The organism is Pseudomonas sp. GW823-FHT02E01 (genome assembly GCF_058797535.1).
In genome coordinates, this window is record NZ_JBXAJS010000002.1 from 182,861 (window position 1) to 206,055 (window position 23,195).

The 23,195-nt window shown below is 59.1% G+C and carries 20 protein-coding genes; 10 read left to right on the forward strand and 10 right to left on the reverse strand.

Translation table 11 applies throughout. The features are described from left to right. Positions 1-33: 33 nt before the first annotated feature. From AC1RDQ_RS04590 to AC1RDQ_RS04615, 6 genes are all read right to left on the reverse strand, one after another. Positions 34-1,134, reverse strand: coding sequence for a polyamine ABC transporter substrate-binding protein (locus AC1RDQ_RS04590; protein ID WP_492586540.1), 1,101 nt, complete (start codon positions 1,132-1,134; stop codon positions 34-36). A gap of 15 nt (positions 1,135-1,149) precedes the next feature. Next, positions 1,150-2,178: a histone deacetylase family protein gene (locus AC1RDQ_RS04595; protein ID WP_489339473.1), complete on the reverse strand. Its 1,029-nt coding sequence runs from the start codon at positions 2,176-2,178 to the stop codon at positions 1,150-1,152. A gap of 269 nt (positions 2,179-2,447) precedes the next feature. Continuing rightward, entirely contained in the window at positions 2,448-3,440 is a 993-nt protein-coding gene (locus AC1RDQ_RS04600) for an AraC family transcriptional regulator (protein ID WP_057712711.1), read from the reverse strand. A gap of 174 nt (positions 3,441-3,614) precedes the next feature. Continuing rightward, the gene (locus AC1RDQ_RS04605; protein WP_492586542.1) at positions 3,615-4,619 is read right to left on the reverse strand and encodes an asparaginase; all 1,005 of its coding nucleotides are present in this window, start codon (positions 4,617-4,619) and stop codon (positions 3,615-3,617) included. A gap of 167 nt (positions 4,620-4,786) precedes the next feature. Next, positions 4,787-6,238 carry an alanine/glycine:cation symporter family protein gene (locus tag AC1RDQ_RS04610; protein WP_090452195.1) on the reverse strand — a complete coding sequence of 484 codons (1,452 nt, stop codon included), beginning with the start codon at positions 6,236-6,238 and terminating at the stop codon, positions 4,787-4,789. Positions 6,239-6,771: 533 nt separating this feature from the next. After that, positions 6,772-8,196, reverse strand: coding sequence for an aspartate ammonia-lyase (locus AC1RDQ_RS04615; RefSeq protein ID WP_034152112.1), 1,425 nt, complete (start codon positions 8,194-8,196; stop codon positions 6,772-6,774). A gap of 180 nt (positions 8,197-8,376) precedes the next feature. Here AC1RDQ_RS04615 and AC1RDQ_RS04620 point away from each other — a divergent pair, with 180 nt between their 5' ends. After that, the gene (locus tag AC1RDQ_RS04620) at positions 8,377-9,288 is read left to right on the forward strand and encodes a LysR substrate-binding domain-containing protein (protein WP_090452193.1); all 912 of its coding nucleotides are present in this window, start codon (positions 8,377-8,379) and stop codon (positions 9,286-9,288) included. 63 nt (positions 9,289-9,351) lie between these two features. Here the strand turns inward: AC1RDQ_RS04620 and AC1RDQ_RS04625 are convergent, their stop codons facing one another. Both AC1RDQ_RS04625 and AC1RDQ_RS04630 read right to left on the reverse strand, forming a co-directional pair. Further along, positions 9,352-9,915 (reverse strand): zinc metalloprotease, encoded by a 564-nt coding sequence (locus AC1RDQ_RS04625; protein WP_492586544.1) that lies wholly within the window; start codon positions 9,913-9,915, stop codon positions 9,352-9,354. A 66-nt stretch (positions 9,916-9,981) separates the two neighbouring features. Then, on the reverse strand, positions 9,982-10,656 hold the full coding sequence (locus AC1RDQ_RS04630; protein WP_429521712.1) for a hypothetical protein: 675 nt from the start codon (positions 10,654-10,656) through the stop codon (positions 9,982-9,984). A 429-nt stretch (positions 10,657-11,085) separates the two neighbouring features. Between AC1RDQ_RS04630 and purE the strand changes: the two genes are divergently transcribed. From purE to AC1RDQ_RS04650, 4 genes are all read left to right on the forward strand, one after another. Continuing rightward, positions 11,086-11,577, forward strand: a complete 492-nt coding sequence (gene purE / locus AC1RDQ_RS04635) for a 5-(carboxyamino)imidazole ribonucleotide mutase (RefSeq protein WP_046038893.1) — start codon at positions 11,086-11,088, stop codon at positions 11,575-11,577. 11 nt (positions 11,578-11,588) lie between these two features. Then, the gene (locus tag AC1RDQ_RS04640; RefSeq protein ID WP_090452187.1) at positions 11,589-12,671 is read left to right on the forward strand and encodes a 5-(carboxyamino)imidazole ribonucleotide synthase; all 1,083 of its coding nucleotides are present in this window, start codon (positions 11,589-11,591) and stop codon (positions 12,669-12,671) included. A 106-nt stretch (positions 12,672-12,777) separates the two neighbouring features. Next, complete coding sequence (locus tag AC1RDQ_RS04645; protein WP_007928514.1) at positions 12,778-13,023, forward strand: GlsB/YeaQ/YmgE family stress response membrane protein; 246 nt, start codon at positions 12,778-12,780, stop codon at positions 13,021-13,023. A gap of 87 nt (positions 13,024-13,110) precedes the next feature. Further along, entirely contained in the window at positions 13,111-13,647 is a 537-nt protein-coding gene (locus AC1RDQ_RS04650) for a DUF3299 domain-containing protein (protein WP_090452186.1), read from the forward strand. Positions 13,648-13,785: 138 nt separating this feature from the next. Here the strand turns inward: AC1RDQ_RS04650 and AC1RDQ_RS04655 are convergent, their stop codons facing one another. Next, on the reverse strand, positions 13,786-14,685 hold the full coding sequence (locus AC1RDQ_RS04655) for a D-hexose-6-phosphate mutarotase (RefSeq protein WP_492586546.1): 900 nt from the start codon (positions 14,683-14,685) through the stop codon (positions 13,786-13,788). 69 nt (positions 14,686-14,754) lie between these two features. Beyond that, positions 14,755-15,159: an acyl-CoA thioesterase gene (locus AC1RDQ_RS04660; RefSeq protein WP_007942704.1), complete on the reverse strand. Its 405-nt coding sequence runs from the start codon at positions 15,157-15,159 to the stop codon at positions 14,755-14,757. Between the two features lie 362 nt (positions 15,160-15,521). On the opposite strand from AC1RDQ_RS04660, the gene AC1RDQ_RS04665 reads away from it, so the two are divergent. The 5 genes from AC1RDQ_RS04665 (at position 15,522) to pstB (ending at position 23,166) form a co-directional block, all read left to right on the forward strand. Then, positions 15,522-16,820, forward strand: a complete 1,299-nt coding sequence (locus AC1RDQ_RS04665) for an MFS transporter (RefSeq protein WP_057712720.1) — start codon at positions 15,522-15,524, stop codon at positions 16,818-16,820. Between the two features lie 202 nt (positions 16,821-17,022). Then, positions 17,023-18,024, forward strand: a complete 1,002-nt coding sequence (locus AC1RDQ_RS04670) for a phosphate ABC transporter substrate-binding protein PstS (RefSeq protein ID WP_150753828.1) — start codon at positions 17,023-17,025, stop codon at positions 18,022-18,024. Between the two features lie 422 nt (positions 18,025-18,446). Next, complete coding sequence (locus tag AC1RDQ_RS04675; RefSeq protein ID WP_191622239.1) at positions 18,447-20,480, forward strand: ABC transporter permease subunit; 2,034 nt, start codon at positions 18,447-18,449, stop codon at positions 20,478-20,480. Positions 20,481-20,496: 16 nt separating this feature from the next. After that, on the forward strand, positions 20,497-22,167 hold the full coding sequence (gene pstA / locus AC1RDQ_RS04680) for a phosphate ABC transporter permease PstA (protein ID WP_090452181.1): 1,671 nt from the start codon (positions 20,497-20,499) through the stop codon (positions 22,165-22,167). Between the two features lie 165 nt (positions 22,168-22,332). Further along, positions 22,333-23,166, forward strand: coding sequence for a phosphate ABC transporter ATP-binding protein PstB (gene pstB / locus AC1RDQ_RS04685; RefSeq protein WP_007971742.1), 834 nt, complete (start codon positions 22,333-22,335; stop codon positions 23,164-23,166). The last annotated feature ends 29 nt before the right edge of the window (positions 23,167-23,195 follow it).

A 23,195-nucleotide genomic window follows, 5' to 3' on the forward strand; every position in this document is an offset into this window, starting at 1 on the left:
CAAGCGCAGGTCAGGATAAACCCGCGTCGGCTATCAGGTGCCCGACTTGATCTTGGTCCAGGCCCGGGTCCGCGCGCGCTCGGCATCGCGCGGCAGCGGTTGCAGGGTGTAGAGCGTACCCATCGCCGCATCGGTCGGGTACAGGTTCGGGTTGTTGCGGATTGCCGGGTCGACCAGTTCCGTGGCGTCCTTGTTCGGGTTTGGGTAACCGACAAAGTCACTGACCGGTGCAATCACCTGCGGCTGTAGCAGGTAGTTGATGAATGTGTAGGCGTCTTCGGGGTTTTTCGCCCCCTTCGGAATCGCCAGCATGTCGAACCAGATCGGCGCGCCTTCCTTCGGCAAACGCATGTCGACGACCACCCCATTCTTGGCTTCCTTGGCGCGATTGGCGGCTTGCGAGAAGCTGCCGGAATAGCCGACTGCGACACAGATGTCACCGTTGGCAATGTCAGCCATGTACTTGGACGAGTGGAAGTAGGTGATGTACGGACGGATCTTCATCAGCAGTGCTTCAGCCTTGTCATAGTCCGCAGGCTTCTTGCTGTTGGGGTCCAGGCCGAGGTGTTGCAGGGCCAGCGGCAGGATCTCCGAGGGCGAGTCGAGCAGGGCGACACCGCACTGCTTGAGCTTGCTGATGTTCTCTTCCTTGAAGATCAGGTCCCAGCTGTCTACCGGCGCGTCGGCGCCCAGGGCTGCCTTGACCTTGTCCGGGTTGAAGCCGATCAGGATGGTCCCGTACATGTACGGCACGGCAAATTTGTTGCCCGGGTCGTTGGCTTCGATCAGCTTCATCAGCTTGGGATCGAGGTGGTTCCAGTTCGGCAGCTTGCTGCGGTCCAGGGGCTGGAATACGCCGGCTTCGATTTGCTTGGCGAGGAACACGTTGGACGGCACCACCACGTCGTAGCCGGAGTTGCCGGTCAGCAGCTTGGCTTCCAGTGCTTCGTTGGTGTCGAAGATGTCGTAGACCAGTTTGGTCTGGGCGTTCTGAGCCTTGAAGTCTTCCAGGGCCTTGGGGGTGATGTAGTCGAACCAGTTGTAGACGCGCAGGGTTCGCTCTTCAGCGTGGGCGGCGCCACTGAGCACCGTGGCGCACAGCGCTGGAAAAATAAAACGCTTAAGACTTTTCATTCTTCTACTTCCTCATCAAGCGCTTTCAAAACCTTCGAGAACGTTCACGGCATTGATGCCGATTTCTTCCACGGCATAGCCGCCTTCCATGACGAACAGCGTGGGTTTGCCGAGCGCCGCGATGCGCTTGCCCATGGCCAGGTAATCCGGGCTGTCGAGTTTGAATTGCGAGATCGGATCATCCTTGAAGGTATCGACGCCAAGGGACACCACGACGATGTCGGCGCCATAGCTTTCGATCTCTTTACAGGCTTGTTCCAGCGCTGCGCTCCAGGTATCCCAGCCTGAACCGGCGGCCAACGGGTAGTTGAAGTTGAAGCCTTCACCGGCGCCTTCGCCGAGTTCGTCTTCATAGCCTAGGAAGAACGGGAACTCGGCTTCCGGGTGACCGTGGATCGAGGTGAACAGCACATCGCTTCGCTCGTAGAAAATCGACTGGGTGCCGTTGCCGTGGTGGTAATCGACGTCGAGGATCGCGACTTTTTTGTGGCCCTGATCGAGGAACGCCTGGGCAGCGATGGCGGCGTTGTTGAGGTAGCAATAACCACCCATCAAATCGCTGGCGGCGTGGTGTCCCGGTGGACGGCACAGGGCGAAAGCAGAACGGGCGCCGCGCTGGATTTCAGCTTGGGCGGTGAGCGCGACTTGTGCTGCGCTGTACGCCGCTTGCCAGGTGCCGGCGGTGATCGGGGCGCCGCCGTCGAAGCTGTAATAGCCGAGTTGGCCGTGCAGGCTGGTCGGTTTGATCGGGCGCAAGGTGCGTGCAGGCCAGGTGTAGGGCAGCAGGTCACCGTCGGTGTTGAACTCGGTCCAGCGTGCCCAGGCACCTTTGAAGAAATCGAGGTAGTCGCGGCTGTGAATGCGGGCGATGGGTTCAAGACCAAAATCCTTTGGCGCTTCGACTGGGCCAAGGTTTTGGTTCTGCACGCGTTGCAGCACATGATCGGCGCGCGATGGCATCTCGAAGCACGGCTTGAGCTGGCCGTCGATGAGTTCGCAGCGGCCATGGTGCAGGTGGTGATCGTCAGAGTAGATCGTCAGCATTTGTTGTTCTCCGCAGGGCTGATTCGGTTGCCCCCAGTGTTGCGGCGCACGGCGAATCGGAGAACGGCAGGAAAGGCCAAAAGGGGATCGATATGGCCAAAACATTTGACCGAAATTCGCCCCTTGATAATGCGGAGCTCTCGCGGCCGCCTTCGCGAGCAAGCTCGCTCCCACAGGTGAGCCTCAGTGCCCGCGATTTTTTTGTAAGTCGCATACCCCTTGTGGGAGCGAGCTTGCTCGCGATGGCGGCAGATCGGTCACTACAGCCCTCAGGGCCGGAACTGACTCGGCGCCACACCACTCCAGCGCACAAAGGCATGGCGAAAACTCGCGGTCTCGCTGAAGCCCAACGCTTCGGCAATCTGATAGATCGGCAATTGATCCTCGCAAAGCATTTGCTTGGCCTGCTCGAAGCGCAGTTCGTCGAGCAGCTCCTGGTAGCTGCAACCCATGTCCTTGAGATGCCGGCGCAAGGTCCGCGCCGAACAGTTCATTTGCTCGGCCAGCCCCTCCAGCCCGGGCGCGGCATTCAGTTGCGCGCTGAGCAATTGGCGGATCCGTCCCAACCAGGCCTGTCGCCCGGTGAACTCGATGTTCTGTTTGCGGCAGCGTTCGGCCATGGCTTGATGGGTGATGACATCGGCCAGCGGCAATGGTTGGTCGAGCCAGCGCTTGTCGAAAGCGAAGGCGTTGTTGCGTGCTCCGAAGTGCACTGGGCAGTTGAAGTGTTCGGCGTAGGTTGCTTCGTAGTCGGGCGCGGCATGTTCGAAGCGTGCGCCGAGCAAGGGCAGGGGATGGCCGAGCAGGTCGTCGCAGGTGACTTTCAGCGACACCAGGCAGAACTCGGCATTGAACACCGCCATGGCGGGGCTCTCGCGGTAATCGGCGGCGGCGAACCAGATGCGCTCGCCATCGTCTTCAAGGCTCAGTTCGAAAAGTGTTCCCAGCAGCGCCGGATAGCGCATCGCCAGACGCAAAGCGTCACCGAAGGTGGCACTGGTGAGCAGGGCGTAACCGAGCATGCCGTAGCAGGAGACGTGCATCCGCCGGCCCAGTTCCAGGCCGATGTCACGCTTGAGCGCGACGGCGTTGGCACAGACCTGCATTTCCTGATTGGTGGTGATGCGCGTGTCGGCACGGTTCAGATCCGCCGCACTGATGCCGCTTCCGGCCAGCAGTGCTTCGCTGGACAAGCCTTGTGCCTTGAAGGCATCGAGTACCAGGGAGACGGCATTGAGGGTGGTGAGGTGGGAGTGGAGCATAAGGACTTCCAGCCTTGGGATAGCTGGAACACAGCAAGTTATATGCCGAGCGCTGGAAACTGCAGGAGCGAGCCCGCTCGCGAAAAGCCTGAGAGCGCCGCGGGGTGCCAGGCTCCCGGCGTTATCGTTAACGACCATCGCGAGCGAGCTCGCTCCTACACGTGGTGTGGTGTGTCAGCTCAATTCGCCGCAGAGGTCGAGTTCAACGAGACGGCGAACCTCGGCAGCTTCGAGTCCGGCTCCCAGCAAGCCATGCAACTTGCCAAACGCCGCCTCACGGGTCATGCCACCACCGGACAGCACGCCAACGCCACGCAGGCGGCTGCCTGCCTCATACACATCGAGCTTCACGCCACCTTCATGGCATTGGGTAACGGCAACCACCACCACGCCGTTGTCCCGTGCACGGCCGAGGCTGGCGAGGAACTCTGGATTGTCGCTCGGCCCGGTGCCACTGCCGTAGCACTCCAGCACCAGACCCTGAATGCCGCTGTCGAGCAAACCATCCAGCACCTCGGCGCTAATGCCGGGAAACAGCGGCAATACCGCGACCTTCGCCAATTGCTTCGGCTGGTTGTAGTTCAGTTGTGCCGGAATCGAGGCCGCTTTCACACCGCCGCCCTGACGCACCAGTCGCTTGAAGGGATGACGGCCAAAACTGCGCACCTTGGCGCAACGGGTCGGGTCCAGCAGTTCGCCATGGAAGTACAGATGCACGCCCGGCGCCAGGCCTTGGCCCAGCGCAACCAGCGCGCCGCCGAGGTTTTCCCAGGCGTCGCTGTCAGTTACACCTGCCGGCAGCATCGAGCCGGTGAAGCACACGCGGGCATGCAGGCCGAGCAACTGGAAACTCATCGCGGCCACGCTGTAGGCCAGGGTGTCGGTACCATGTAGGATCAGCACGCTGTCGCAGCCCTGAACATCCACCGCATCGACCACCGCTTCACGCAACTGCTGCCAGTACGTCGGGGTCATGTTGGCACTGTCGATCAGCGGCGACATTTCACGGAAACGCCATTGCGGTACCACCAGTTCAGGCTGGCTGTGCAGATAGTCGCGCATCCGCGCTTCGAAACCGGACGCCGGGGCCAGGCCGTTGGCGCTCGCCTGCATGCCGATGGTGCCACCGGTGTAGAGCACCATGACGTGCTGGGCGGCGGGGTAGGTCGACGAATTCATGAAGATTCTCCGAAAGGAAGAGTTCCTGTGGGAGCGAGCTTGCTCGCGATAGCGGTATGTCAGACATCGCTATGTTGACTGACAGTGCGCCATCGCGAGCAAGCTCGCTCCCACAGTTTTTCGAACTTTAACTGACGGGCGCACGCGATGCGCCCGTCATTTACCTGTCAGCGTTGCGCTGCGGGTACGCCTTGCGGCTCAACTTCAGTCTTGCCGACAGCGGCAGGCGGGTTGGCCGGCCACGCCTGGCGATCCAGATCCAGATCCGGGAACTTGGCGGAGTCGAACACCGGAGTCTTGATCCCGGCGGCGCGTTGGTCATCGTAGTCACGCAGGATGCGCATGCCGACCTTGAACAGCAGGAAGAGCGCGATCAGGTTGACGAACGCGAGCATGGTCATGGTGATGTCGGCGAAAGCGAACACGGTGCCGAGGTTTTCGATGGCGCCCCAGAAAATCAGCACCAGTACCAGCGCGCGATAGCCCATCAGCGCTTTGCGGTTTTCACCGATCAAAAAGCGCAGGTTGTTCTCACCCAGGTAGTAGTTGTAGAGGATCGAGGTGAACACGAACAACGCCAGGGCTACGGAGATGAACATCCGGCCCCAGTCACCGACCACGGCGGCCAGCGAGTTCTGGGTCAGGGCAATGCCGTCGCCTTCGAAGCCAGGGGTGTAGAAACCGGAGAGCAGAATCAGCAACGCGGTGCAGGTGCAGATCACGAAGGTATCGAGGAACACGCTGAACGCTTGGACCACGCCTTGCGCCACCGGGTGTTCGACCGCTGCAACCGCCGCCACGTTAGGTGCACTGCCCAGACCTGCTTCGTTGGCGAACACGCCACGCTTCACGCCCATGATAATGGCGCTGCCGATCAGGCCACCGAAAGCCTGGTCCAGACCGAAGGCGCTCTTGACGATGGTCATCAGCATGTCCGGCACCTGGTCGAACTGCAGCACGATCACGTAGATGGTCACGCCGATGTACGCCAGGGTTTTCACCGGCACCAACAGGTCGGCGACCTTGGCGATGCGCTTGATCCCGCCGATGAACACCAGACCCAGCAGTACGGCCAGGCCGATGCCGGTGTAAGTGGTGTCGAGGCCGAACGCGTTGTTCAACGAGTGCGTTACAGCGTGGGCTTGCAGGCCGTTGAAGGCGAAGCCGAACGTCACCAGCAACAGGAACGCCATCAGCATGCCCAACCAGCGTTTTTGCAAACCGTGCTGGATGTAATAGGACGGGCCACCGCGGAACTGGCCCTCGGAATCGCAGCGCTTGTAGAGCTGGCCGAGGGAGCATTCGAAGAAGCTGCTGGACATGCCGACCAGCGCGGTCACCCACATCCAGAACACCGCACCTGGGCCACCGAGGGTCACGGCAATGCCGACACCGGCGATGTTGCCCGCACCGACGCGGCCGGCGAGGCTGAGCATCAGGGCCTGGAACGAGCTCAGTTGCCCGGCGCTGCTTTTGAGGCTGTCGCGGAACACCGCGAACATATGGAAGAAGTGACGCAATTGAACGAAACGCGAGCGGATCGTGAAGTAGCTACCGAGCCCGACAATGAGCACGATCAGTACTTTCCCTGAGAGGAAGTCGTTAATGACTTCGAGCATGGATTATTCCTCGCTGTTTTTTGTGTAGGCAACAATGCTGGCCGGACAGACACATCGAGTTACACCCCTTGGCGCACGGCACAATGGGCGGTACGAAGTTCGTCCCGGTTTCATATCGCGGGTTTGTTATTAGTTCGGGTTTCGCATGGGTTGTGGCCTCGCTACCGACGACCGCTCATGCGAAGAGGGGCGGCACTATACCGATGACAGTGCCGTCCGTCTGCACGGTTGTGGTGCATGCGGTGAAACGAAGCCTTTGAAACACCTGACATTTTTGCTGTCAGGCTATGTGGGAACTGCTCTTGGTGGGAGCGGGCTTGCTCGCGAAAGCGGTGTATCAGACACGTCATTGTTGAATGTGCCACCGCCTTCGCGAGCAAGCCCGCTCCCACATTGGTCAGTCCCCAGACATACGGTTTTCACTGGCAAATGGTTAAAAAAAAGGGCCTGGGGACTAAATCCCCAAGCCCTCAAAAGGTGAGAGGTGTCTAGTCCCTCGACCTGGTGAGCGGTGCTACAAGTAACGCGTCGGGTTATGCCTTCAGAGGCACCAGACGCGGAGCAATCATGTTTTCCGGGCGCAGGATGTCGGCGAGCATGGCTTCGTCGAGCAGACCTTCTTCGCGCACCAGTTCCAGCACGCCACGGCCGCTTTCAAGGGCGAGGCCGGCGATACGGGTGGCATTTTTGTAGCCGATGTACGGGTTCAGCGCGGTGACCAGGCCGATCGAGTGCTCGACCAGTTCACGGCAGCGTGCTTCGTTGGCGGTGATGCCGACGATGCAGTGCTCGCGCAGCATGTCCATGGCACGTTGCAGCAGGCGGATCGAGTCGAAGATCTTGAAGGCGATCAGCGGCTCCATCACGTTCAGCTGCAGTTGGCCGCCTTCGGCTGCCATGGTCAGTGCCAAGTCGTTACCGATGACCTGGAACGCTACCTGGTTCACAGCTTCCGGGATGACCGGGTTGACCTTGCCGGGCATGATCGAGCTGCCTGGCTGACGCGCCGGCAGGTTGATTTCGTTGATGCCGGTGCGTGGGCCGCTGGACAGCAGGCGCAGGTCGTTACAGATCTTCGACAGCTTGACCGCGGTGCGCTTGAGCATGCCGGAGAACAGCACGAAGGCGCCCATGTCGGAAGTCGCTTCGATCAGGTCGGCCGCTGGCACCAGCGGTTGACCGCTGATCAGTGCCAGGCGCTGTACCGCCAGTGCTTGATAACGTGGGTCGGCGTTGATGCCGGTACCGATCGCGGTGCCACCCAGGTTCACTTCAGTCAGCAGTTCCGGGGCCAGCGTCTTCAGACGGGCCAGGTCTTCGCCCATGGTGGTGGCGAAGGCACGGAATTCCTGGCCGAGGGTCATTGGCACGGCGTCTTGCAGTTGAGTACGGCCCATTTTCAGGACGTGATCGAATTCTTTGCCCTTGGCCGCAAACGCCTGAATCAGGCTGTCGAGGCTGGCCAGCAGGGTGTCGTGACCGAGCAGCAGACCCAGGCGGATCGCCGTTGGGTAAGCGTCGTTGGTCGACTGCGCCATGTTGACGTCGTCGTTCGGGTGCAGGTACTGGTACTCGCCTTTCTGGTGACCCATTGCTTCCAGAGCAACGTTGGCGATCACTTCGTTGGCGTTCATGTTGGTGGAGGTACCGGCGCCACCTTGAATCATGTCGACCACGAACTCTTCGTGGAAATCACCGCGGATCAATCGGGCACAGGCTTCGCTGATGGCGGCGTGCTTGGCTTCGCTCAGGTGACCCAACTCACGGTTGGCGTCAGCAGCGGCCTGTTTAACCATGGCCAGACCGACAACCAGTTTCGGGTAGTGCGAAATCGGAACGCCCGAAAGGCGGAAGTTATTCACCGCTCGCAGGGTCTGGATACCGTAATACGCTTGAGCCGGTACTTCGAGGGCGCCAAGCAGGTCATTTTCTGTGCGGAATGATGCAGCGGAGGACATGATAGAAATCATCTCAATATGGACCCGGTCTGTGCCGGAACGCTGTGAATGCTAGGCTTGTGTAGAATTTTGGGCCAATGCTGTTAAACACTAGGCTATGCATATTCGGCATAATGCCCGTGTGACGCCGGCTTGACGGCGAACGTGTGACCTAAATTGGTGCGTGTCCGGGAGGACGTGATGAATCTGGAAAGCAAATGGCTGGAGGACTTCAGTGCCCTGGCCGCCACCCGCAGTTTCTCCCAGGCCGCCGAGCGGCGTTTTGTGACGCAGCCGGCGTTCAGTCGGCGAATCCGCAGCCTTGAAGCCGCGTTGGGGCTGACCCTGGTCAACCGTTCGCGCACGCCGGTGGAGCTGACGGCGGCAGGGCAATTGTTTCTGGTCACCGCGCGCACCGTGGTCGAACAGCTGGGCGAAGTATTGCGCCATCTGCATCACTTGGAGGGCGGGCAGGGCGAAGTGATGCAGGTCGCTGCCGCGCACTCCCTGGCGCTCGGTTTCTTTCCGCGCTGGATCGCGCAGTTGCGCAACGAAGGTTTGAACATCGCCACGCGGCTGGTGGCGACCAACGTCGGTGACGCCGTGCATGCCTTGCGCGAAGGCGGCTGCGATCTGATGCTGGCGTTCTATGACCCGGATGCGGCAATGCAGATGGACCCCGAAATCTTCCCCTCGCTACACCTTGGCCACACCGAGATGCTGCCGGTCTGCGCGGCAGACGCCGAGGGCAAGCCGCTGTTCGATCTGGAAGGCGAGGGCAGCGTGCCGCTGTTGGCCTACAGCGCCGGTGCGTTCCTCGGTCGTTCGGTGAACATGTTGCTGCGCCAACGGGCGCTGCGCTTCACCACCATCTACGAAACTGCGATGGCCGACAGCCTGAAAAGCATGGCTCTTGAAGGCCTGGGCATTGCCTGGGTGCCACAACTGAGCGTGCGTGCCGAACTGGCGCGCGGTGAACTGGTGGTCTGCGGAGGGCCGCAATGGCATGTGCCGCTGGAAATTCGTCTCTACCGCTGCGCCCTTGTGCGCAAGGCTAATGTGCGGTTGTTGTGGCGCAAACTGGAAGGCGGAGCGGCGGGTTCTGCTTCCTGAGGGCGAAGCGTGATCAAGGCCAATCGAGTTGGCCTTGATCTGTCGAAAACGGCGTCAATCAGATCAAGGGTACTGATTGAGGTAATTGCGAATGTTCTCTTCGTTTTTCTTGCTGAAGGTAAAAGCTGACTTGCATGCAGTTTTGTACATTATCGATTTGTAGGTTCCGTAGTAGGTCGAAACGTTTTCATCGCTGTCTTCATGAGCAGCGTTAAGCATATGCCCAACCTCATGGGATGCAGTTAATTTCGATGTAATCGAGGCAATACCCATCACACCCGGTTGTTGAGCAACACCCAGCGTAGTTTTATTGATGTCGTCGCGCGTTAATAGCAAATACAAATCGATGGAGGCATCGTAAGTGGTGCGATCTTGATTTCCCAGATGGGTAAGAAGAGCATCCTGAAATTTATCCATCAAGCGCTCAATATTATCCGACTTATAGTTGAAGCTGCTTAATGTTAGGGCGTCTGAAGGTTGTATTAAAATAACGTCCATTGTGCGGCCTGAGATTCGGGAGACCGTATCTGCCAGCCAGTCGAAATAATCTTGGTGGAGCAAGTCTTCGTTAATGCCTTTCAGATCTTCGTGCAGGAAGACGTTAAGCTTGATCGGTCGTTTTGACATAATATAATCCATTGGTTTTTCAAATCATAAATGGCTCGAGTTGAAATTGGGGGGTGCGTTGAAGTTTCAATACAGGCTGTCTACATAGTCCTTGATGCGCTTTCGATTTGCATCGCTAAATACCATGCAATTCGACCTGAGCTGCAGGGCTGGGAGCATGAAGGTTTCGCACCACCAACCGTTGTACAAAACTTCGCCATCTTCATGATCGGCGTTGAAGGTGTGCCCCAGTTCATGGCCGACCCCTTGCTTGAAATCAAGAGACGCAATGGCGGCTCTTCCCGGTTGTGCATCCGCGATACCTCCAACGCCTCCGAATAAGGGATGGCCGTTAATCATATCGTTAGTGATCAAAAGCACTCTGTCGTTGCGAGATATTCGAAATTCCTTATCATCATTTCTTTTCTTTCTGTATTGCCAGGCAAGTTCTCTCCATTCCTTTATTACTTTCTCCCGGTCGGAACTTCTGTATTTGAAGTTACTGTATGGGGCTATGTGTTCATCAAAAACCACATGGGCCTTGCGGCCGGTGATGCTTTGAAACTCTTCAATGAAAGGATGAATGTAATCACCATGTATGCTGTCTCTTTTCGACTTCGGTATGTCGTCATGGAAGATGAAGTAAATCCGAATTGGATCGAGACGGTCATCTTTCAATGGCGGGCTGTCGTTAGCGTGAATATTGAGGCTCAAAAGTAATGCAGCTATAAAAGTCATGAATTTCATCAACGGGTTTTGCATTTCGATATCTCATTGTGAATCCGCCTTCAAACTATGTGAGGGGATTTGACGTATCTATAAATAGGTTGGGGCGATTATTAAAAATAACTGTCGTGCAGTTATATATCATCCGGCGCATGGGTTTGCTTTTGATAGTGTTTTAAATAGTATTGCGCAGGGCAGTGATCGAAGTTTATTGGTTTGAAGTTGTTAGTGATCTTCGAGGCTTCATTACTAACTAAAATTCTTGACCTTAAAATCAATAAACCGCTGTTTGGCCCCAGATGACAGATGGTCGCGACAGGGGCTGTTTATCTGTCGTATTGCGGTATACTGCGCGGCCTTCGGCCGGTTACGACCGGCCATAATTCGTACAATCAAGCCACGCATCCTGCGTGGCTTGTTGTTTTTTGATGCGCCTGCGGGCGCCCAGAGAGAAGAGGCACGACGATGAGTGCACTGGTTGGCGTGATCATGGGCTCCAAGTCCGATTGGTCCACCCTTAGCCACACCGCCGATATGCTGGAAAAGCTCGGCATCCCCTACGAGGTGAAAGTGGTTTCTGCCCACCGCACCCCGGACCTGCTGTTCCAGTACGCTGAAGAAGCCGAGGCGCGTGGCATCGAGGTGATCATCGCCGGTGCCGGTGGCGCGGCCCATTTGCCTGGCATGTGTGCGGCCAAGACCCACCTGCCGGTGCTGGGCGTACCAGTACAATCGGCAATGCTGTCGGGCGTTGATTCGCTGCTATCCATTGTGCAGATGCCGGCGGGCATTCCGGTCGCCACCCTGGCCATCGGCAAGGCGGGCGCGATCAACGCGGCGCTGCTGTCGGCGAGTATCCTTGGCGCCAAGCACCCGCAGTTCCACGCGGTGCTGAAAACCTTCCGTGCTGAGCAGACAGACAGCGTCCTGGACAATCCAGACCCACGCATCGCCTGAGGTTGTTGACGATGAAGATCGGTGTAATCGGTGGCGGCCAGTTGGGTCGCATGTTGGCGCTGGCGGGCACTCCGCTGGGCATGAACTTCGCTTTCCTGGACCCGGCTCCGGATGCTTGCGCAGCCGCGTTGGGCGAACACCTGCGAGCCGATTACGGCGATCAGGATCACCTGCGCCAGCTGGCCGATGAAGTCGATCTGGTGACCTTCGAGTTCGAAAGCGTTCCGGCCGAGACCGTGGCCTTCCTGTCGCAATTCGTCCCGGTCTACCCGAGCGCCGAAGCGCTGCGCATCGCCCGCGATCGTTGGTTCGAGAAGAGCATGTTCAAGGACCTGGGGATTCCTACCCCGGCGTTCGCCGACATTCAGTCCCAGGCTGACCTGGACGCCGCCGTGGCTTCCATCGGCCTGCCGGCAGTGCTGAAGACCCGTACTTTGGGTTACGACGGCAAGGGTCAGAAAGTCCTGCGCACGCCAGAAGATGTGGTTGGCACCTTTGCCGAGCTGGGCAGCGTGGCCTGTCTGCTGGAAGGCTTCGTGCCGTTCACCGGTGAAGTCTCGCTGATCGCCGTGCGTGCCCGCGACGGTGAAACCCGCTTCTATCCGCTGGTACACAACACCCACGACAGCGGCATCCTCAAGCTGTCCGTGGCCAGCACCGATCACCCGCTGCAAGCCTTGGCCGAAGACTACTCCAGCCGTGTGCTCAAGCAACTGGATTACGTGGGCGTGATGGCGTTCGAGTTCTTTGAAGTCGACGGCGGCCTCAAGGCCAACGAAATCGCCCCGCGAGTGCACAACTCCGGGCACTGGACCACCGAAGGCGCCGAGTGCAGCCAGTTCGAAAACCACCTGCGGGCCGTTGCCGGTCTGCCGTTGGGTTCGACGGCCAAGGTCGGCGAAAGCGCGATGCTCAACTTCATCGGCAAAGTGCCAGAGACCGAGAAGGTCCTGACCATCGCCGATTGCCATCTGCATCACTATGGCAAGGCGTTCAAGGTCGGTCGCAAGGTCGGTCACGCCAACCTTCGTTGTGCAGACCGCGAGACGCTGACGGCCCAGATTCTAAAGGTTGAAGCACTGATAGCCGAATAGTATTTATGTGCAACGGTGGAACCTTCAGGTTGCACCGTTCTCTCATGGCAGGTCACGAAAGTCTGACTAGGCTTTCCAATAGCGACTTCATTGAGAGGGGAATGCCATGGGAATTATCGGAACCATCTTTATCGGCTTGATCGTCGGTCTGCTGGCACGGTTCCTGAAACCGGGCGATGACAGCATGGGCTGGATCATGACGATCCTGCTCGGCATCGGCGGTTCGCTGGCGGCCACTTACGGCGGTCAAGCCCTGGGCATCTATCAGGCCGGCCAAGGCGCAGGTTTCATCGGTGCGCTGGTGGGCGCCGTTGTGTTGCTGGTGATCTACGGCCTGGTCAAAAAGAACTGATCCAGGCGACAAAGTCCTCTCGGCCGCACAAGCCGGGAGGGCTAGAATGCTCGGCGTTTCCTGATCCTTCCTATACCGAGCACCTTCATGCGCCGTCTTCTGCTGACTCTACTTTTGTTGGGAACGGGCCTTGCCCATGCCGGTGAACTGCCGGAAACCGACTGGCTCGAATTGATGCCCAAGTCGGACCAGAAGGCCCTCGAGGCCATGCCTGAAATCGACCACAACTCCCCTGAAGCCAATGGCACTTTCACCGACAAGGGTGGGATGAAGCAGGCCAAAGGCTTACCGGCGGTGATGTACTCGACCAAGACCGTTGCGTCGATGAACGACAAGAACATCCGCATTGGCGGTTACCCCGTGCCGCTGGAGTCCGATGCCAAGGGCCGCAGTACGTTGTTCTTCCTGGTGCCGTACCCGGGCGCGTGCATCCACGTGCCGCCGCCGCCGCCCAACCAACTGGTGCTGGTGCGCTATCCAAAGGGCCTGAAACTGAACGATATCTACACGCCGCTGTGGGTCACCGGCACGCTGAAGGTCGAGAAGGTCAGCAATGACTTGGCGGATGCGGCGTATGCGCTGGATGCGGCGACGGTACGGGTGGTGAAAGAGTCGGATTTGTAACGCGCCGTCAGATGGCATGGCACAAAAAACTGTGGGAGCGAGATTGCTCGCGATGAGGCCATAACATTCAACATTTATGTTGCCTGTTACGCCGCCATCGCGAGCAAGCTCGCTCCCACATTGGTTTTGTGGTGTTGCTTAGAGCGGCTTGCTACCGACGCTCACACCCAGGGTATGGCTGGCCCCTGGTTTCAGGTTCACCACATCGTCCATCACGTTCGCCGTCTCGATGCACAGCATGCGCTGCCAACCGTCGTCGGCCATGTCGCTGAACGCGGCGGCGCGGTCGATCCATGGGTTCCAGATCACCGCGGTGCGCGAGCCCATGCTGGTCAGTTCGATGCGTCGCTCCCAGGCCGGATCGACGATGCTCAGCAGTGGCGGGGCATCGAGATAGATGCGGTCGGTTTCGCCGGTAAAACGCAGATCACCGCTCTGGGTTACGGTTTTCCAGTTATCCAGGGTTTCGATGTATTTGAGACCGCCCACACCTTCGACATGCACCTCGCGCACATCGCTGACGGCAAAATAGCTGTGCAGCGCCTGGCTGATGCTGACGGTTTCAGCGCCCCGGTTATGGCTGGTCAGGTGGATGTGCAACTGCTCGTCCAGGCGAATGCTCAGCGTCAAGTCCACCTGGTGCAGCCAGCCAGGAAAGCCGCCGTCGGGGTAGGGCAGGAGGAATTCGACTTTCAGGCTTTCGCCTTCGGCTTCGATGCCGCCCAGCTCCCAATCCATCGCTCGCACGAAGCCGTGAGCCGACGGCGCTTCATTGCTGACGCGCATCGCCTGCACGCTTTGCGGGTTACGGTCGAAGACGCCGAACCACGGCCAGCACACCGGCACGCCGGCACGGATGCTCTTGCCGGTCTTGAACACGGCCTCGTCATTGAGCCAGATCAGCGGCGGCTGGCCGGCCAGTTGATAGCTGAGGATGTGCGCGCCTTGCTGGGCCACCAGTAATTCAGCCTGACCGTGGCGAATTCGCCAGCAGTTCAGTTCATCCAGTTTTACGGCTTCAACATTGGGCGTGCTCATGGGACAGCTCTCGATCAGTAACGTGGACGACTATCGACCGCAAAACGGCTACCAGGTTTAGAAGTTCTTTCAGCGAGCCCGGGGCGGAACCGAACGGGTGCGACCGCTGCCGTCGATGGCAACGAACACAAACACCGCTTCGGTTACTTTACGCCACTCGCTGGACAGTGGGTCGTCGCTCCAGACCTCGACCATCATCTTGATCGAGCTGCGGCCGATTTCCAGGGCCTGGGTATAAAAGGAGAGCTGAGCGCCCACCGCCACCGGAACCAGAAACGCCATGCGGTCGATTGCAACGGTAGCAACGCGTCCGCCGGCGACCTTGCTGGCCATCGCGGTGCCTGCCAAATCCATCTGCGCCACCAGCCAGCCGCCGAAAATATCGCCAAAGCCGTTGGTTTCGCGTGGGAGCGCGGTGATTTGCAAGGCCAGGTCGCCTTGCGGGATCGGATCTTCTTGTTCGAGTTCTATCATGCCGGGGGGCCTCTGACCCGTGACTCTTCGTTGGTATTGCTGGTGGTAGCCGTCTTCGGGAAAAACGATTCAGCACCGAACATACTACGTTCGTCACGTTTTCCATCAGGCGCCTAAAGGGAAACTCTGCGAAATCGCCTATGAACCTGACAGGCGCTTTCGCACAGCAACCCCTCAAAAACCGGAGCAGGCTTTGAGTATATCGGTCGGTAGACTCCGCGACGACCGTCCGGTTCTCATTTTGACTGTCAAAAACGCACCTCTATGTGCTTTTTCGAACAATTTGCTATCGTGCCGGACCTGCCCAAACCTCAGCCAGCGTTGTTGAGGTAGCAGATCCGACTATAAGAGAAGCCCTTGCCATGACCACAGCGCCCTCGAGCATCGCGCAGCCAGACCAACCCGCACGTCCGCTGACCCGCAACGACTACAAGACTCTATCGCTGTCTGCCCTGGGCGGCGCGCTGGAGTTCTACGATTTCATCATCTTCGTGTTTTTCGCTACGGTGGTGGGCAAGTTGTTCTTCCCGGCGGACATGCCTGAATGGCTACGCCTGATGCAGACCTTCGGCATCTTCGCCGCCGGCTACCTGGCGCGGCCGCTGGGCGGCATCGTGATGGCGCACTTCGGTGACCTGCTGGGCCGCAAGAAAATGTTCACTCTGAGCATTTTCATGATGGCGGTGCCGACCTTGATCATGGGTTTGCTGCCGACTTATGCACAGATCGGCATGTGGGCGCCGATCCTGTTGCTGCTGATGCGGGTGATCCAGGGCGCGGCCATTGGCGGTGAAGTGCCGGGTGCATGGGTCTTCGTTTCCGAACACGTGCCGCAACGGCATATCGGCTATGCCTGCGGGACCCTGACCAGCGGCCTGACGGCGGGCATCCTGCTCGGTTCGCTAGTCGCCACGGCGATCAACAGTATCTACACCCCGGTGGAAGTAGCGGATTACGCCTGGCGAATTCCGTTCCTGCTGGGTGGCGTGTTCGGTCTGTTCTCGGTGTACCTGCGTCGCTGGCTGCACGAAACCCCGGTGTTCGCCGAGCTGCAACAGCGCAAGGCCCTGGCCGAAGAAGTGCCGCTGCGTGCGGTGTTGCGTGACCATCGTGGCGCCATCGCCATTTCGATGCTGCTGACCTGGCTGCTGTCGGCCGCCATCGTGGTGTTGATCCTGATGACACCGACTGTGTTGCAGACGGTCTATCACTTCTCGCCAACCACGTCCCTGCAGGCGAACAGCGTGGCGATCGTGTTCCTGAGTTTTGGTTGCATCATTGCCGGCGCACTGGCCGATCGCTTCGGTGCGGGACGAGTCTTCGTGATCGGCTGTACCGCATTGCTGGCCAGTTCCTGGACCTTCTACCACAGCCTGGCCGATCATCCCGACTGGCTATTCCCGATGTATGCCCTGACCGGTCTGCTGGTCGGCACCATCGGCGCGGTGCCGTATGTGATGGTCAAGGCGTTCCCGCCGGTGGTGCGTTTCAGCGGCCTGTCGTTCTCCTACAACGTCGCCTACGCGATTTTCGGTGGTCTGACGCCGATGATCGTCAGCCTGTTGCTCAAAGAAAGTGCGATGGGGCCTGCCTATTATGTGGCGGTGCTGTGCGGGGTGGGGATCCTGGTCGGCGCCTGGCTATGGAAGAAAGGCCGTTGATCCGTTAGTAGTGGCAACGGCGGGCGCTGCGCTCTCGGCTAAATCCAGCCAATTTCAACATTTACAGTTACAACTGAAAGGCCAGCCTTCCGAGCGGAATGCTGGCCTTTCATCCAATTGTCATATTTCAGCCATAGAGTGTTCACACGGCCTGCTGATACTTGGCCCCGACTTAACACACCCTATCTGCTAGGAGTAAGGCATGAAACTGAAGCGTTTGATGGCGGCAATGACTTTTGTCGCTGCTGGCGTTGCGACTGCCAACGCGGTTGCCGCTGTTGACCCTGCTATCCCGAGCTACACCAAGACCACTGGTGTGTCGGGCAACCTGTCCAGCGTCGGCTCCGATACCCTGGCCAACCTCATGACCCTCTGGGCTGAGAACTACAAAAAAGAATACCCGAACGTAAACATCCAGATTCAGGCCGCCGGTTCTTCTACCGCGCCACCTGCGCTGACCGAAGGCACCGCTAACCTGGGTCCGATGAGCCGCAAAATGAAGGACAACGAGCTGCAGGCCTTCGAAACCAAATACGGTTACAAGCCAACCGCTATTCCGGTTGCCGTGGATGCCTTGGCCGTATTCGTACACAAGGACAACCCGATCAAGCATATGACCATGGAACAGGTCGATGCGGTCTTCTCGTCCACCCGTCTGTGCGGCGGCAAAGCCGACGTCAAAACCTGGGGTGACCTGGGTGTGACCGGCGACCTGGCCAACAAGCCGGTTCAGCTGTTCGGTCGTAACTCGGTATCCGGCACTTATGGCTACTTCAAGGAAGAAGCCCTGTGCAAAGGTGACTTCAAGCCAAACGTCAACGAACAGCCAGGCTCGGCTTCGGTTGTGCAGTCGATCAGCTCCTCGCTGAACGGCATCGGTTACTCGGGTATCGGTTACAAGACTGCCAGCGTGAAGACGGTGGCCCTGGCCAAGAAAGGCAGCACCGAGTTTGTTGAAGACACTGAAGAAAACGCCCTGAACGGCAAGTACCCGCTGTCGCGCTTCCTGTACGTGTACGTCAACAAAGCCCCGAACAAGCCTTTGGCTCCGCTGGAAGCTGAGTTCGTGAAGCTGGTTCTGTCCAAACAGGGCCAGGAAGTTGTGGTGAAAGACGGCTACATCCCACTGCCAGCCAAGGTTGCTGCAAAAGCACTGGCTGACCTGGGTCTGGCGGAAGGCGGCGCTGCAGTCGTAAAAAAGTAACAAATTGAGTCCGGGGTGAACCCTTCCGGACTCAAGTAAAAGGCCGGATCTGCTTGCAGGCCGGCCTTTTACACACCTCAAATTTTCGATCCTCTGCCAGTCCCGCTGGCGGTGGATTTGGTGCGTCACTGCATTGTCATCTTTCTGTCATACAGGATCGCTAGGGTGAGCGCATGAATGATCTGGCCAATTCCAACATGACTACTAATCCCCCCAAGCGAATTGACTTCAATACGCCTGAGCTGCAACGCAAGCGCCGCATTCGCGCGCTCAAAGATCGCTTCACCCGTTGGTACGTCCTCATCGGCGGCCTGGCGGTGCTGGCAGCCATCACCCTGATCTTCTTCTTCCTCGCCTATGTTGTTGCGCCGCTGTTCCAGGGTGCCGACCTGACCGCGAAAGAGTCCATTACCCCGGCCTGGATGCAGGACGCTGGCAAGCCACTGATGATCTCGCTCGAAGAGCAGAATCAGGTGGCCATGCGCGTTTCCGACAAGGGCCAGGCGTTGTTCTTCGATATCGACAGTGGCGCTGAATTGAAGCGCGTCGATCTGTCGATCCCGGCCGGCACCACCGTGACCTCCATCGGTGAAGACCAGCCAGGTCACCCGCTGGTGGCCGTAGGTCTGTCCAACGGTCAGGCCCTGGTGTTCCGTCACACCTATAAAGTCAGCTACCCGGAAGGCAAGAAAACCATCACCCCGGCCGTCGAGTACCCGTACGGCGAAACGCCAATCGCGGTCAACGAAGCCGGCGGTGCGCTGGAACACGTCAGCCTCAACGCCAATGATTCGACCCTGATGCTGGTCGGCTCCACCGGTTCGCAACTCAATGTTCTGTCGCTGACCAGCGAAGAGAACATGATGACCGGCGAAGTCACCAACGAGCAGAAGCGCATCGAACTGCCGCAAATGACCGAGCCGGTGAAGAATATTTTCGTCGACCCGCGTCAGCAGTGGCTTTACGTGGTCAACGGGCGTGCCCAGGCCGACGTTTTCAGCCTGCGCGACAAGAGCCTCAACGGTCGCTACAAACTGCTTGAAGACGGTGAGGCTCAAGTCACCGCCAGCACCCAACTGGTGGGCGGCATCTCGCTGATCATCGGTGACTCCAAAGGCGGCCTGGCCCAGTGGTTCATGGCGCGCGACCCCGATGGCGAGCAACGCCTGAAGCAGATCCGCACCTTCCAGATGGGCACCACGCCTATCGTTGAAATCACAGCCGAAGAGCGCCGCAAGGGCTTCGTCGCCCTCGACGCTTCCGGCAAGCTCGGCGTGTTCCACAGCACTGCCCACCGCACTTTGCTGGTGGAGCCGGTCGCTGAAGGCCAGGGCATTTTCGGTCTGTCGCCGCGCGCCAACCGTGTGATCGTGGAAGCTGGCGGCAAGTTGCACCCGCTGCTGCTCGACAACCCGCACCCGGAAGTCTCGTGGAGCGCGCTGTGGAGCAAGGTCTGGTACGAGAACTACGACGAGCCTAAATACGTCTGGCAATCGACTGCCGCCAACACCGACTTCGAACCCAAGCTGAGCCTGTCACCGCTGACCTTCGGTACCCTGAAAGCCGCGTTCTACGCCATGCTGCTGGCCGCTCCACTGGCCGTTGCCGCTGCGATCTACACCGCTTACTTCATGGCTCCGGGCATGCGCCGCAAGGTCAAGCCGGTGATCGAGCTGATGGAAGCGATGCCGACGGTGATCCTCGGTTTCTTCGCCGGCCTGTTCCTCGCACCCTATGTGGAAGGGCATTTGCCGGGCATCTTCAGCCTGCTGATGTTGCTGCCGATCGGCATCCTGGTCGCCGGTTTCACCTTCAGCCGCCTGCCTGAGTCGATCCGCCTGAAAGTCCCGGATGGCTGGGAAAGTGCGCTGCTGATTCCGGTGATCCTGTTCGTGGGCTGGCTGTCGCTGTACATGAGCCCGTTCATGGAGAACTGGTTCTTCGGCGGCGACATGCGCATGTGGATCTCCCACGACCTGGGCATCACCTACGACCAGCGCAACGCCCTGGTGGTCGGTCTGGCCATGGGCTTCGCGGTCATCCCGAACATCTACTCCATCGCCGAAGACGCCGTGTTCAGCGTGCCACGTGGCCTGACCCTCGGCTCCCTGGCCCTCGGTGCCACGCCGTGGCAGACCATGACCCGCGTGGTGATCCTCACCGCGAGCCCGGGCATCTTCTCGGCGCTGATGATCGGCATGGGCCGTGCGGTCGGTGAAACCATGATCGTGTTGATGGCCACCGGTAACACCCCGGTCATGGAAATGAACCTGTTCGAAGGCCTGCGCACCCTGGCAGCCAACGTTGCAGTGGAAATGCCCGAATCGGAAGTCGGCGGCAGCCACTACCGCGTGCTGTTCCTCTCGGCGCTGGTGCTGCTGTTGTTCACCTTCGTCATGAACACCCTCGCAGAACTGATTCGTCAGCGTCTGCGCAAGAAATACTCGTCGCTTTAAGCAAAGGTAGAAGTCTGTGAAACAGAACTCCCTGAAAGGATGGTTCAAGAGCGGCGCCCCCGGCGTCTGGATCAGCGGTGGCGCGGTGTCCATCGCGGTCATCATGACCATTGGCCTGCTGGCAGTGATTGCCGTGCGTGGCCTGGGTCACTTCTGGCCGGCGGATCTGATCCACGCCAGCTATGACGTGCCGGGCCAGGGCCAACACCTGGTCATTGGCGAAGTGGTGCAGAAAGAAGAAGTGCCACGTGCCCGACTGAAGAGCGCCGGCCTGCCGGTGCCTGACGAAGGCCCGGAGTTCATGACCCGCGAGCTGATCAAGGTCGGCAACCGTGATCTGAACGGCAACGACTTCACCTGGATCGTCGGCGAGTGGCTGACCCAGCAAACGACGCCGCCGGAGTTGATGGCCATCGAGCGTCGTGAGTGGGGTAACTTCTACGGTTACCTGGTCAACGTCAAACAGGATGGCAAAGTCGTCGCTGAAGGCGAAGCTGCATGGCCTGAGTTGCAGGCCCGTGTCGACCGCGTCAACAAGCTTGCTGCGCAACTGAAGTCACTGGAAAAGAGTGATATTGGTGCGATCAACGCAGGTCTGGAGCGCATCCGTCTGCACGGCCGCAAGCTGGAGCTGGAAGGTAAACTCGACGCAACCGCACAAGCGGACATGGAATCCGAGCGCGCTGAGCTGAACGCCCGCTATCAGGATATCGAAGCACGTCTGACTGACTTGCATGCACAGTTCAACCGCGACGCTTTGACAGCCCGCGACGCCAATGGCAAAGAAATCGAAATCGGTCTGGGCAAAGTGGTTCACGCCTACCAGCCGAACGCCATGAGCACCTTCACCAAGATCGGTTTCTATTTCAGCAAGATCTGGGAGTTCCTGTCCGACGACCCGCGTGAAGCAAACACCGAAGGCGGGATTTTCCCGGCGATTTTCGGCACCGTGATGATGACCCTGATCATGGCGATGATCGTGACTCCGTTCGGCGTGTTGGCAGCGGTTTACTTGCGTGAATACGCCAAGCAGAACGCACTGACCCGAATCATCCGCATCGCGGTGAACAACCTGGCGGGTGTTCCGGCGATCGTTTACGGCGTGTTCGGCCTGGGCTTCTTCGTCTATGTGCTGGGCGGCTCGCTCGACCGTCTGTTCTTCCCGGAAGCACTGCCGGCACCGACCTTCGGTACGCCGGGTCTGCTCTGGGCCTCGCTGACCCTAGCGCTGCTGGCGGTGCCTGTGGTGATCGTGGCCACCGAAGAAGGCCTGGCGCGGATTCCTCGCACCGTGCGTGAAGGCTCGTTGGCCCTCGGTGCGACCAAGGCTGAAACCTTGTGGAAGATCGTGCTGCCGATGGCCAGCCCGGCGATGATGACCGGCATGATCCTCGCCGTGGCTCGCGCCGCAGGTGAAGTGGCACCGCTGATGCTGGTGGGTGTGGTGAAGCTGGCGCCGTCGCTGCCGGTGGACGGTAACTACCCGTACCTGCACCTGGACCAGAAGATCATGCACCTGGGCTTCCACATCTATGACGTCGGCTTCCAGAGCCCGAACGTCGAAGCCGCGCGACCGCTGGTGTACGCCACGGCGTTGCTGTTGGTGCTGGTGATCGCGACATTGAACCTGTCGGCGGTGTACATCCGTAACCACCTGCGCGAGAAGTACAAGGCGCTGGATAGCTGATAACACCCTGTAGGAGCGAGCCTGCTCGCGAAGAAGGTACATCCGACACATTTTCTGTGTCTGAACGACCATCGCGAGCAGGCTCGCTCCTACAGAAAGAATTGTGTAACCGCGGGCCTTGGCCAGTGGCAACCGAACCGAATTTGTTAGCACAGGGAGCCTCCCATGCAGCACGAAGCACATACCCACGGCATCAACATGTCGGCGCTGGGTCGCGACAAACAGAGCCTGAACCTCGAGCAGGAAACCGTAGCCATCGAAGTGCCGGGCCTGAGCCTGTTCTACGGCGAAAAACAAGCGCTGTACGACGTCAGCATGAACATCCCGAAACAGCGCGTGACCGCCTTCATCGGCCCGTCCGGCTGTGGCAAGTCCACGCTGCTGCGTACCTTCAACCGCATGAACGATCTGGTTGACGGCTGCCGCGTTGAAGGCGAGATCAACCTGTACGGCAACAACATCTATCGCAAGGGCGAAGACGTGGCCGAACTGCGTCGTCGCGTCGGCATGGTGTTCCAGAAGCCGAACCCGTTCCCGAAAACCATCTACGAAAACGTGGTTTACGGCCTGCGCATCCAGGGCATCAACAAGAAGCGCGTCCTCGACGAAGCCGTCGAGTGGGCGTTGAAAGGCGCGGCACTGTGGGACGAGGTCAAGGACCGTCTGCACGAGTCGGCACTGGGTCTGTCCGGTGGTCAGCAGCAACGTCTGGTGATCGCCCGCACCATTGCCGTGGAACCGGAAGTACTGTTGCTCGACGAACCGTGCTCGGCACTCGACCCGATCTCCACGCTGAAAGTCGAAGAGCTGATCTACGAGCTGAAATCCAAGTTCACCATCGTGATCGTGACCCACAACATGCAACAGGCCGCGCGGGTGTCCGACTACACCGCGTTCATGTACATGGGCAAGCTGGTCGAGTTTGGCGACACCGATACCCTGTTCACCAATCCGGCGAAGAAGCAGACCGAAGACTACATCACTGGTCGGTATGGCTAGTTGAGGCGGCCGCGAGCTACAAGCTACAA